Here is a 12,675-nt window from a genome sequence, read left to right on the forward strand (position 1 = left end):
TCATGACAGGTAAATTAGACGGCAAAGTTGCAATTGTTACCGGAGCTTCCTCTGGTATTGGTGCAGCCACCGCCTTAGCACTAGCAGCAGAAGGTGCAGCAGTGATTCTGGCTGCTCGTAGAGGCGATCGCTTAAATGCCTTGGCAGAAAAAATTGCTACTACTGGTGGCAAGGCTTTACCCATTATTACTGATGTGACAGATGAAGCTCAAGTCCAGAATTTAGTTCACAAAACAAAAACTGAATTCGGCCGCATAGATATCCTCGTCAATAATGCAGGTATTGCGGTTATTGGTGCGATCGATGGTGGCAATACCTCAGAATGGAAGGAGATGATTAATCTCAATGTATTGGGGTTGTTGTATGTCACCCATGCGGTATTACCCATTTTAAAAGCTCAAGGTGCAGGACATATCGTCAATATTTCATCTGTTGCGGGACGCACTGCAAGGGTTGGTGTTGGTGTATATAATGCAACTAAATGGGGCGTAAACGGTTTTTCAGAATCCTTGCGACAAGAAGTTTGTAAGCAAAATATCCGTATCACAGTTATTGAGCCTGGGTTAGTCAATACGGAGATAAATGATCATATTACCGACCCAGTTTTTAAACAACAAAGTGAAGCGCGTCGTCGTTCTGTGACACCTTTAGAAAGTGAAGATATTGCAGCTGCGATCGTTTACGCAGTTACCCAGCCATCCCGTGTGAATGTGAATGAAATCCTCATTCGGCCAACATTACAAGAATGGTAAGAGAACTCCACAGAATGATTGATCCAAAAGCTGTCATTGCGAGCGAAACGGAGTGTAGTGAAGCAATCCCAATATTTTGCGGTTGCTTCATTTCGCTTCCCTTCTCCTGACGGAGACGCTACGCGAACGGGACGCTACGCGAACGCTACATTCGCAATGACAATTGGGCATTTCTTTTTGTGGAGGTCTCTAAATACTTACAGCTATTTTCAGGTAAATGAACCACAATTTTATATCTCACGCAAAGGCGCAAAGTAACAAAGAAATACAGATATCAGCCTGTGGTCTAAATACATGAAAACTGCTGTAAGAAACAGGTTAACAAGGTTTCAAGATTTAATTAGTTATTAAATCTTGAAACCTTTATAATTTCGTGGCTAGCCCTAGCCTAGCTCCAAAATAATAATTGTGGGTTAATCTAGAAACCCTTATGGTATAAGAGGCGTTTTTAATTCACATTAGAAGTAATTTATATTTTTTAATTACTTTAAGTGCGAATTTTTTATAAAAAATTAAGTTAATAATTATAAATTACCTATTATATTTTTATTTTTCTAAAAAATATTAGCTGATAAAAATGTTTGATTTACCAGTTGCATTTTTTTGCGAACTGTGGAAGAATTTCTTATATAGCAAAATACGGTAAATCAATCGGCTTTTAGTAGCTTACTGATTACAACTTTTCATCTGCCATAAACATCGCAGGGATAGGCACAGATTTTATAGCTATTTAGGCTACTAAAATTAGTGGCAAATAAACCAACTTTTCAATAAGCTTAGAGTTCGTTTCAAAAGTTATGAAAATACCATTTCTTCCACAACGTCGCACTGTATTAAAGCGGATGGTGCAATATACATTAGCAGGAGTTTTTGCACTATCAGCACCTTTAACAGTAAAAACAAAAGCCGAAGCTCAAATATGCAGTTAGGGGCAATTTATGATTGCCCCGATAATTTGTATTTCTGTGGAAGTTATAATTTATCTGAATGCAATTGTGTCTCACTATAAGCCATACAATACTTTTCAATAAACGTCGTATAGTTAGACAACCAAAATAGGAAACTCTTATCTAGCTTGAAATTATTTATATTGTAGTCAGCCTTTGTCATCAATCCCTGATAAATCAGTTAATCAGAAGTGATTCCTAATTCAAATTTGGATTTTTTTAACTGTTCCCACATTGTTTCAATCTTCTGATAAGCTTCCTCTGGTGAAAGTTTACCGTTTGTCTCCAAGGAGGAAATATAACCAACTTTTTGAGAAAATTCTTGCAGATTCGCGTTAAATACTAAATTCTGCGGTTTTACTTGACCATGATAGCGACTGCGAGGATAGAGAAAGCCATCTTTGATTATGCCGTTTGATTCCGCCATAATGTGCACCTGCTGGTAATCTAGAAGGCAAAATATTAGCAATTCCTCAATTTCTTGGCAATTGATACTTTCACTAGATTAATAAGTACCGTTTAGCATTGAGGGATAAGTGTATTTCCTCAAAATCAAAGATGAATTTTTCCCAGTGCTACGGATAGTACTGAATTTGCTAGGAATCTGAGTCTATTTCTTACGTCCGCCAAAGTGCAAAATTACAGCCAAGCTTAATAGGAAAAGCCCCAAAGCACAAACCCCATTCCACTGCCCAATTACCCAACTATAACTACCAAGTAAAGAACCAAGTGCCCCACCACTGTAGTTAATCACCATATAAACAGTGTTCAATCGGCTCTCAGCATTGGGAACAAGATTATAAACACGGATTTGATTGGAAAGGTAAGCGCTATGCATTCCCAACTCTAAGATAATTACACCCAAAATCAGACCCATTAAATGAGTCCCTGTTAGCCAGAGAATTGTAAAGCCAGATAAAGCACAACAAAGAGCGATACCTACAACGCGCCTCGCGCCCCATTTGTCTACTAACCTACCCACCAGAGAACTTGTACCTGCTCCCACTAAACCGACTAAGCCAAATAATCCTGCAACTTGACTGTCATAGTTATAGACAGGGGATTCTAGCAGGAAAACTAGTGTTACCCAAAAGACATTAAAAGCGCAAAATATTAAAGCGATATTGAATGCAGCTTCCCGAAGTACAGGCTGTTCATAGGTAAGATGGGCAAGACTCTGCATTAGTTCTGGATAAGACATCTGTGATGAGGAGCGATTTTCAGGTAATTGCTGACGAATCGCTAAAGCCAGAACAATCATTACACCTGCAGAAATCCAATAAATTCCAGGCCAGCCCATGAGCTTACCCACAAAACCACTCACAGAACGAGCTAGCAAAACACTAATAATTAGCCCACTCATTAAAGTACCTATCACCTTTCCGCGTTGGTTGGGCGGGGTGATTTGAGCTACGAAGGGAAGAATTAAATGGGCAACAATGCTGCTAAACCCAAGAAGGAAACTTGCTACACCCAGCCAGATGATGTTGGGAGAAATGGCGACTGCAACTAGGGTACAACTCAGCAAGCCGAACATTTTAATAATCAGCTGTTTTCGTTCTAAGCGATCGCCTAGGGGCACTAAAAACAATAAGCCGGTTGCATAGCCTACTTGGGTAAGCGTCGGGATAAATCCTACCTGCTGTACAGAGATATGAAAGCTTCTGCTTATATCTGCTAACAGAGGTTGATTGTAATACACATTTGCTATTGCTAATCCACAGGCGATCGCTAATGTGAAAACAGTCGTTCGATTTGCTAGCAGATTGCTAAATGCAGTTGTATCGTTGCTCTGAGACTGCTCTTGAAAATCCATAAATATGTAGTTAATAAGTTGGGTTATTGCTTAATTTCCGGACTTATAGCATAGTTTTTCCCAACCACATGACAAATCAGCCTGATGCATCCTTTTCCTCTACAAATTTTAGCCATCACTGATGAATATAAGCATCTTTAGAAATTGGTAAAACAATTTTTATCATAGGCTAGATAATTGCTTACAAAAAGCTAGATATAGCTGTTTTTGTAGATTAAAAACAGCACAAAAATGTACAGATATATGTACACATCAACATAGTACTGTAAATGTATCGAGTTTTAGTATTTTCGAAATATCGATATAGAATGGTTACATAAAATCTCTCAAAGGGCAAGGTTTTTATCGCAAAGCTTCAGTAGGTTTAAAAACTTTGTAATTGAGTTGATTGCCAAATCATTTTATGTCATTATCTACAGGTATAGGTATTAAATACCCTTAGTAAATAGCCTGATATTTATTCGTACAAGTATTTAATATCTGGTACAGATATCTGTGAGGTAAGACATTAGAGATGAATCAAAACACCAGCTTCACAGTAGTAGAATCATTAAGTCGCTCAAAATACGGAGATCCGAGCTTAGGTGATGATCGCCTGGTTGTTACTAAGGACTTTGTAGCTGTCTTAGATGGCGCTACAGATGCATCAGGTGCTAGTTATGATGGGCTTTCTCCTGGTCGTTTTGTAGCAGAAATAGGCGCTCAAGCTTTAGAAAGTCTTGCGGCTGAGGCTAGCGCCACAGAAGCCATTGAGCAGTTAACTCAAGCAGTCAAAGAAGCTTTAGCAAGAGTTCAATCAGAGACAGTGCCAATTTTTGCGCCCTGTTTTGCAATCATACTCTTCTCTAATGCGCGTCGAGAACTTTGGCGGGTTGGAGATTGCCAATATTTATTAGATGGTAAAGGTCACAATCCTTTCAGTAAAGTCGATGAAGTTACAACTCAGTTACGTTCATTGATTGTGCATTCCTATCTAGCTCAGGGTAAAACAATTGACGAACTATTACAAAACGATCCCAGCCAAAATTTTTTAGTATCTATCTATAGATTGCAAGCATCGTTATGTAATTCTCCGGCAGAACCTTTTGGTTATGGTGTAATTAATGGTGACAAAGTCCCTGAGAAATATATTGAAGTGATTCAAATTCCCGAACAAATTAAGTCGGTAGTGCTTGCTAGTGATGGTTATCCAGATTTAAGAATAACTCTCATAGAAAGCGAGGCCATTCTCTCAGAAATGATTGCCAAAGACCCTTTATTTTATGACATTTATTTAGGTCAAAGAGGACTCGCCCCAGGTAGAGAGTCATTTGACGATCGCACTTATGTTCGATTGGAATTAGGGCATGGGGCATAGGGCATGGGGCATAGGGCATGAAAAAGACAGATTTTCATACTTATTTGTGGCAAAAACTGCTGTTAATGCCTGAATTATGAATATTTTCGCCAAATGGCGGCTATTAGGGAACCTGTAAGATTGTGACAAACGCTAAATATGGCTCCTAGTATTGCGGCTACTGGATCAAAATGTGCGATCGCTAATGCCACAGCTAAACCGGAATTTTGCATTCCTACTTCTATAGAAATTGTACGGCAAATAGCTTTAGGTTGACCTGTAATAGCTGCACCTATATAACCTAAAATTAAACCGAAAACATTTTTTATTGAAAGCGGCGGGAAACTCCATCCCCTTGTGGGTGGAGAGGGACAGCCGCCCCGCAGCTTGGGGCATTGGGCATTGGTAATTTCTTCGCCATGCCCCATGCCCGATTCCCCATGCCCAAAAACTCCACCCACAAGGGGATGGAGTTTTTCATGGCTTTTGGCTAATTTGTACCCATGATATGGCACATCAAACTTTAACTGGTTGGTAGTAGGAAGCGCGATCGCCCCTCCCTTCACCTTTATCACCCTTACCCCACTCAATCATCACGCGAGTGGGGTTAATTTTGGGATTTAAGCAGACTCTAACCGTTCACTCGTAGATTTTCCTTTTTAAACTAAACTGTTTAGTTTACCCTTGGATGCAGCTTCCGTAACACTACCCCTAATTACTTGCTGAAGAGCGAATTTTTCCAACCACAGCAACATATGTTGCTGCCTACCTCCGCCCTCAGCTATTTTTCAAGCTAGTTAAACAGAATTAATTACACAAATATTTTCTCTGTTCCCTGTTCCCTTCCTCCACGAATGTATTAGACATCTCCAAAATAGTAACGTTCTGTGGTAATAGAACATTAGAGGGTTAGCGGTGAGAGGATGTCAATTAAATCACTTCCACAAATAAGCCACTGCGGGCATACTCTTCTTCTTCAGGAGTAAAGTGGGGAGTTTGATCGACAATTTCCGGATCAAAGTGGTAGGTTTCCTGAAGAAATTGTCCGGCGATCGCAGCAGCTTCCAATTCTTGAATATAATCTTGGGCTAGGATGCAAGCTTCCCTAATGCCTGACTCATCGCCTTTTTCTAACAGCTTTTGCAGTGTTGCTCTTACACCAGCTAGCCGCGATGCTGGTTTAATAATTCCATAGAGGCGGTATAGTCGCTCAACGGAGATGCTGAGGTGTTTGAGTGCTTTGCTGCGTGCCAATTCGGAATCGAGACTGGGCCAGTAGCGGGTAGTGTAAAAAGCTTTCTCATCCTTGTGATACCATTCTTCAGAGCGAGCGATCGATGAGGAAACGGTGTTATGTAGTTTCCAGAAAAATAAGCGCAAGGCAGGGCCATCTACAACTGTAGATAGCTTGGCTTCCATCGATACTTCAAAATTATTCAGTTGCGGATCACGTCCCAGCAATAAATATTCTACTGGGTACATATCGACTTCTTTGTTCTGCACCACATACATATTTAGGTGGTGACGACAGTAAGGGCAGGGGTACATTGTGGCAAATAGTTTAAAGAAATCTTTGAAGATTTCTACCACCACTTTTTGTACTGCATTTGGCTTGGTACAGACAATTTCTGCTGTGGTGTGGAAAAATCGCCACACAGCAGGGCCAATGTAATAAGGAAAGCTGACGCGCATCTGGAAATCCTTCACGTCACTTCTTGCCAAATAGACATCAATGAATGCTACATACTGGGATAGTGCCCCTGACTCACGCCCAAACTCTTGGCGTTCACGCCGTTTTTGTACACCATTGAGATAGTGATGTGTCAAACGCCATGCCTGCTTCACGGCTAGCTTTTGTTTAGGAGTACATTGAGCAAAGTTTTGTACTACATCTGCCCCATAGCGGTCAAATTCTCCAGATGCTTTGGTATCTTCATACCATTGATCGCACGCCGCTTCATCAAGTACTGTGTTGCTTGGGATATCTGCGGCAGTGTTGACACTGAAGGCGGCTAGCAGCTTTGGCATAAAATCTTCATACCAATAAGCTACAGGCATCATCGCACCGGATATTTCTTCTGAAGCATCAGAGAGGATAACCCGGTGCCACTGCTGGAGGTAATCTTTGGGATTGCCTGCTGATTTAGCGGGTGGTGGGGCAAGTTCTGCATTCAGTTCCATCTGTCTGAGACGGTTGAGTTCGTTGATGGCAAGTACACCAGAGGCAATATCACGAAAACTGAATTGCTTTTTCTTGACAGTAATCGCAAACTCAACCCCGGCGGCAAACTTCTCTCTGACGGAGATTGATTTACGCCGTGCTTCCTGCATCGCTTTTTCCTCAGCCAGCATCTGGGGTGTTTTTTCGATGGTGTTCCAGTTCTTGATGCGGTGTTGGAGTCGGGCGTATTCTGCTTCGATGGATTCAACAACGGCATCTAATAAGGGGTAACAAGCTTTTTCTACGACATCTAACCCTTTATACAATGCGATCGCTTTTTGGACAAACTGCACAAAGTCGGTAATTTTGTAGGGCAGGTTTCTCACGCGCAGGTGGGTTTCGTGGTTGGCGGAAAAACTTTCACGGAAGCTGCGATAGGCAGCCCCTTGAATCAGGCGGAATAACCCGATTTGCATTTGCAGGCGAGAAGTGGCGCGTTCTTTTTGATCTTGGGGATGTAGGGCAAGCAGTTCTTTGAGTCGCGCTACTTCTTTGTCGTCGCTCTTTATTTCCTGTGCAGGAGATGTGATGGTTGATAATGTAGGTGCTGCCGTAGTAGCCGCTATATCTGAGGTGACGGTGGGTGAATTATTTGCTGGGGAACTAGTAAAAGCAATGGGTGAATCTTTATAGCCTGTGGTGATTTCTGACTCTTCTGGAACCAGTTTCATGAACTCTTGAAAGTCAATTGAGGCATCGCCATCATGATCGACTTCTTTAATCATCTCATCAAGTTCTTGATCCGTCAGTCCAAACTGACTCATGATGCTGTGTAGCTCGTTTGTGGTAATCTGACCGCTACCATCTTCATCAAACACACTAAATGCCAACTTAAGACGGCTTTTGCGATCGCCTTGTACTGACACCATCAGGGTTTTGAATTCCTCAAAATCAATACTACCTGATAAGTCAACATCTACCTCTTTGATCATATCTCGCAAATCGGTTTCACTAGGACTTTGCCCCAGCGATCGCATTACTTGCCCTAATTCATTTGTGGAGATGGCACCGCTACCGTCAGCATCAAATACTTTGAATGCTTCCCACAGCTTTGTTACTTCTTCTTCACTCATCACCTTTTTTTCTAGTTCTACCGTTGCCATCAATTCATTCCCCCGTTTTTTCAGTACGGTAAAACCTTAGAATGCTTTTAATTCCCAGTCAAGCAAGTAACAGTCAATCCAATACTTGTCGGTTAAGGGCAAAAGGGGAAGGGAAAAAGGGGCAAGAAAAAACCTTTAACCCTTACCCTTTCACCTTTTCCCCAAACCAAATTCCGACTTAAAAATCCTTAACCGAGCAGTATTGACAGTCAATCAATTTTGAATTGGTAACTCTTGATGGCGATCGCTTGGCTATTACTAACCAAGCACTGAGAGATTTATCAGGCTGTAACGGGTTATTGGTTAGAGATTGGTTGGTATTTGTCTTTTATTCTTCCCCATTCCCCATTCCCCATTCCCCATTACCCATTCCCCATTCCCCATTCCCCCTTATCCCCAGAGGGGGCCCCGAGTTCCCCAATCACTTACTACCAATAGCCTCATAGCTATTTTGATAACTAGTCAGCTTGTCTTGTACTTCTTTGGAGACTGATGTCCCTTCGGGAATGCTTTGTAATAAGTTAATTGCTGCTTGTAATTTATCTTTTGCTTGTTGTAAAATCACCGATTCTGGTGGTGCGTTTTTGGCAATAAACTCGGCTTCCACTGCTAATTTTTGAGCATATTCTAAGTTGGTAGCAGCTTTCTTTTCATTCAAAACTTTTTGACTGATAGCCGCATATTTAGTACGATAGCTAATTAGTTGTTTCTTCGCTTGAGGAGAGACTGGGGTTCCCTCCGGGATACTTTCTAATAATTGCACTGCTTGTTGCCATTTGCTTTCTGCTTGCTGCCAATCTTTGAGAGGTAGTGGTGGCTTTTGCACCATCAAAGAAGCTTCCAGACCAAGTTTTTGAGAAGCTTTGAATTTATCTACAACATTTTTTGGTTGTTTACCACTGACATTGCCTGACTGGAATTGAGTAATTTGGTGATAAATTGTCCAACCACCCAAGCCTAAAACTAATACGCTGGAGGCAATAAATAAGATTGAATTGATGCGTTTTCTGGCTAAATATTTCGCAGCTTTTCCCAAGGGATCACTCTGGGGTAAGCTAACTATAGCTTGTTCGGTTTGCGTTTTTAAGCTATTAATATTTTCAACTAAAGTATTGATATTATTTTTATAGGATTCGCAATCATTAATAAACTCTGTTAATGGTTGAAACTTGCCCATACTAGAGATAATGAAGCCATATTCATCGGATAGCCATTGTAGCTCTAGCCCATTTTGCCCACAGAATAACGATAATCCTAGCAAAATTACTAAAATAGTCTGGCTGCTATTAATACTGTCAAATACTATAGATAATCTCTGTTGAATTTCTAATAAATCAGATTGATAAGTAATAATTTGCTTATTTTGAAATTCTAATTTTTTCTGATTGCCAAAGGCTAAATTAATGGGAATTATTTGTTCAATTTCTCGGAATTTTTCGGGAATATTTGTATAGTTAATATTACAATTTAGCTGGTTAATAATTTGCTCATCGCTTAACATATCTTTGGCTATAGACTGAAGCAATTCACCCCACTCATGCCAGCGAACCATTTGGGCTTGTAATTCGGTTAAGGAAAGCTGTTTATTAAAACTGCCGAATTTTTCGGCAATAAATCCATTATCCGTAGAAAAATTGTCAGGTATCAATAATGTTCTGGCTGTAACCGCAGAAATCGCGCTACATCCATTTTGATGAGATTTTGTCACATCTAATTCTTGAGCGATCGCCACTTGCAGATTGTGCAATTTTTCTTGAGCTTCGCTTAAACGTGTTAATTCTTGCTGAATTGTTTCAGTGTTTCCCACAGTTAGCTTTAGCTCTTCAACAAGTTTTGGCAGTTCATTCAGTACCTTTTCTAATTCAGCCATAAATATCCCTTGGCGATTGTTGCAAGTGGATGCCAAACAATTAAAATTACGATGCAGTGAAGTTATGGCTTGATTAAAAAAATAACTACGCCCACTGCATACTAGTCAATACTTTCACGTAAGTGTACTAGTATCCTAGTTGATTGACAAATCTCAGCATTTACAGAGATATATTTCCCGAAAATCCTGCTAAAGTAACAAACTTAGTAGAAAATTGCAGAAAAAACCTCAAACTACTCAGTAGTTCACGCATGAATACCACTGATTTAGCTTTTACCCCAGCACTGAAGTTGGCGCAATTAATCCGTCGCCGGGAACTTTCGCCTCTAGAGTTGGTAAATGTATATCTAGAAAGGATTGAGCGGTTAAATCCCCAGTTAGGCAGCTATTTTACGGTGACGGCAGATTTAGCGATCGCAGATGCTCAAGCTAAAACAGAAATACTGGTAAATAGTTCAGAGTTACCGCCATTTTTTGGGGTACCAATTTCGATTAAAGACCTGAACCCGGTAGCTGGTGTACCTTGTACTTATGGCAATCCTGCTTTAATCAACAATATCCCTACCTATGATGATGGGATAGTTACCCGCATCAAACAAGCCGGATTTATTATCCTCGGTAAAACTGCCACTTCCGAAGTTGGTTCTTTTCCTTACAGTGAACCTATGGGATTTCCCCCAGCGAGAAATCCCTGGAATTTAGACTATACACCAGGCGGTTCTAGTGGTGGTGCAGCCGCATCCGTAGCTGCTGGGTTGAGTGCGATCGCTCAAGGTTCCGATGGTGGTGGCTCAGTGCGTGGGCCTGCAGCTTGTTGTGGTTTGGTAGGCATTAAACCATCACGGGGTAGAGTAAGTAATGCTCCTGTAGGCGATCGCCTTTCGGGAATTGCCACTAATGGGCCGATTGCTCGGACTGTTGCCGATGCGGCTGCACTTTTAGATACTATGTCAGGTTACGTAGTAGGCGATCCTTATTGGTTACCCGATCCGGAAACATCCTTCCTCTCTGCTACCGAGAAACCACCCCAAGAATTGCAAATTGCCTATACAACGATTATTCCTCCCTTGGGTGAAGCAGATAGTAGCTGTGAACAAGGAGTTTTGCAAACAGTTAAGTTGTTAGCACAATTAGGACACAAAGTTGTAGAAAAATCGCCAGATTTTAGCGGATTAATTGAACCATTTCCTATCATCTGGCAAGCTGGGGTAGGTGCTTCGGGAATTCCGGCAGAAGTTTTGCAACCAATGAACCGTTGGCTATTGGCGCGTTCTGGTTCTGCGGGTGAATATCTGCAAGCAGTATCACAAATGCAAATCGCCGCTAGACAAATTGTTGGGTTTTTCCATAATGTTGATGTGCTGGTATTGCCAGTTTATTTGCATTCTCCAATTCGCGTAGGCGAATGGGCTGACTTAAGTCCAGAAGACACACTCAAAGAGATTATTAACTGGATTGCGCCCTGTCCCGCAGCCAATGCTACTGGACAACCTGCGATCGCACTTCCTGTAGGATTTGATAGTAACGGTTTACCCATTAGCGTACAGTTAATTGGCAAACCCGGCGCAGAAGCTACACTCATCAGTCTCGCCGCACAATTAGAGGCTGCAAATCCTTGGATTCAGCATCGTCCAGCTTTTGCTATTGATAAATAAAGCATATTTTATCACTTGGATGGCAGGGGGGTAGAGACGCGATTAATCGCGTCTTTACAAGAAGGGGGAAAGTGGTTTTGAGTTTCCTTATTAAGATAAGTAAGTCGGTGGAAATAAACCCAAATATGTTAAAAACCGTAAATAGGTTTGACATCCTTACTAATGACAAATGACTAAAGACAAATGACAGCCTCAGCCAGTTATCTTTAATTTCGCCTACCTACTTAATGTCATGCAGGCATCATTGGAACAACTCTCTCAAATTACTGTGTTTGCAGGGTTAACAACTGCAGACAAAATTAGTTTGCAACCCCAAACCCAACTGCAACATTATAGTAAGGGGGAGATGATTCTCCATGAAGGCGATCGCTTACCTGCAAAATTATATGCTGTTGTTAGCGGTTCCATTCAAGTGAGCAAAACAGCAACCACAGGCAAAGAAACGATTTTGCGTACCTTAGCAGTAGGAGAGATTTTTGCTGCGCCTGCTTTATTAGGAAATGGAATTTCCCCTGCGACTGTAACGGCTGAATCTGAGTGTGAAATTCTCACTGTAGAGCGAGATGCTTTATTAAAGGCTATACAACAAAATCCTGAAATTGCCTTACAGATGTTGATGGTTTTTAACAATCGGATTCAGCAATTACATGAAACAGTACATGGATTAGTTTCTGAAAGAGCTATTGTCAGGCTTGCCAGATTAATTCAATATTATGCTGCCGAATCTGGAACTGAGCGAACTTCAAAAGGCGAGACTTTAAAAGTTAAGTTATCTTACTACCTTATGGCTCGTAGTGTTGGGATTTCTTACGAGGAATGCGTGCGTTTAATTAAAAGCCTCAACTCAATGATTACCTACAGTCGAGGTGGCAAAATTACAATTCTTGATACTAATCAATTAGATGCGATCGCTCTTGGTGGCATAGAGTAATCTTATTTTGTCACTTATTAAAGAAGCCAGTAGAATTGGGGGAT

10 protein-coding genes are annotated in these 12,675 nt (G+C 41.1%); 5 read left to right on the forward strand and 5 right to left on the reverse strand.

Annotated features, from left to right (window positions below; genetic code table 11):
- Nucleotides 1-2 precede the first annotated feature (2 nt).
- Nucleotides 3-752 (forward strand): SDR family NAD(P)-dependent oxidoreductase, encoded by a 750-nt coding sequence (locus HG267_RS26565; protein WP_045872238.1) that lies wholly within the window; start codon nucleotides 3-5, stop codon nucleotides 750-752.
- Nucleotides 753-1,549: 797 nt separating this feature from the next.
- Nucleotides 1,550-1,681: a hypothetical protein gene (locus HG267_RS26570; RefSeq protein WP_255325274.1), complete on the forward strand. Its 132-nt coding sequence runs from the start codon at nucleotides 1,550-1,552 to the stop codon at nucleotides 1,679-1,681.
- Between the two features lie 199 nt (nucleotides 1,682-1,880).
- Here HG267_RS26570 and HG267_RS26575 read toward each other — a convergent pair whose 3' ends face one another.
- Nucleotides 1,881-2,126, reverse strand: coding sequence for a hypothetical protein (locus HG267_RS26575; protein ID WP_045872239.1), 246 nt, complete (start codon nucleotides 2,124-2,126; stop codon nucleotides 1,881-1,883).
- Nucleotides 2,127-2,309: 183 nt separating this feature from the next.
- A complete protein-coding gene (locus HG267_RS26580) occupies nucleotides 2,310-3,515 on the reverse strand; it encodes an MFS transporter (protein ID WP_052335301.1) in 1,206 nt (401 codons plus the stop codon).
- 514 nt (nucleotides 3,516-4,029) lie between these two features.
- Between HG267_RS26580 and HG267_RS26585 the strand changes: the two genes are divergently transcribed.
- Nucleotides 4,030-4,872, forward strand: a complete 843-nt coding sequence (locus tag HG267_RS26585) for a protein phosphatase 2C domain-containing protein (protein WP_045872240.1) — start codon at nucleotides 4,030-4,032, stop codon at nucleotides 4,870-4,872.
- Between the two features lie 74 nt (nucleotides 4,873-4,946).
- Here the strand turns inward: HG267_RS26585 and HG267_RS26590 are convergent, their stop codons facing one another.
- The 3 genes from HG267_RS26590 to HG267_RS26600 all read right to left on the reverse strand — a co-directional run bounded on the left by HG267_RS26590 (nucleotide 4,947) and on the right by HG267_RS26600 (nucleotide 10,045).
- Complete coding sequence (locus tag HG267_RS26590) at nucleotides 4,947-5,426, reverse strand: bile acid:sodium symporter family protein (protein ID WP_155539435.1); 480 nt, start codon at nucleotides 5,424-5,426, stop codon at nucleotides 4,947-4,949.
- A 355-nt stretch (nucleotides 5,427-5,781) separates the two neighbouring features.
- A complete protein-coding gene (locus HG267_RS26595) occupies nucleotides 5,782-8,175 on the reverse strand; it encodes an EF-hand domain-containing protein (RefSeq protein WP_045872242.1) in 2,394 nt (797 codons plus the stop codon).
- A 421-nt stretch (nucleotides 8,176-8,596) separates the two neighbouring features.
- A complete protein-coding gene (locus tag HG267_RS26600) occupies nucleotides 8,597-10,045 on the reverse strand; it encodes a hypothetical protein (RefSeq protein WP_045872243.1) in 1,449 nt (482 codons plus the stop codon).
- A gap of 251 nt (nucleotides 10,046-10,296) precedes the next feature.
- Between HG267_RS26600 and HG267_RS26605 the strand changes: the two genes are divergently transcribed.
- Nucleotides 10,297-11,700: an amidase gene (locus HG267_RS26605; protein WP_045872244.1), complete on the forward strand. Its 1,404-nt coding sequence runs from the start codon at nucleotides 10,297-10,299 to the stop codon at nucleotides 11,698-11,700.
- A gap of 232 nt (nucleotides 11,701-11,932) precedes the next feature.
- Nucleotides 11,933-12,631 (forward strand): Crp/Fnr family transcriptional regulator, encoded by a 699-nt coding sequence (locus HG267_RS26610; RefSeq protein ID WP_045872245.1) that lies wholly within the window; start codon nucleotides 11,933-11,935, stop codon nucleotides 12,629-12,631.
- Nucleotides 12,632-12,675: the final 44 nt, after the last annotated feature.

The sequence above is a fragment of the Tolypothrix sp. PCC 7601 genome (genome assembly GCF_025677855.1).
Lineage (GTDB): Bacteria > Cyanobacteriota > Cyanobacteriia > Cyanobacteriales > Nostocaceae > Aulosira > Aulosira diplosiphon.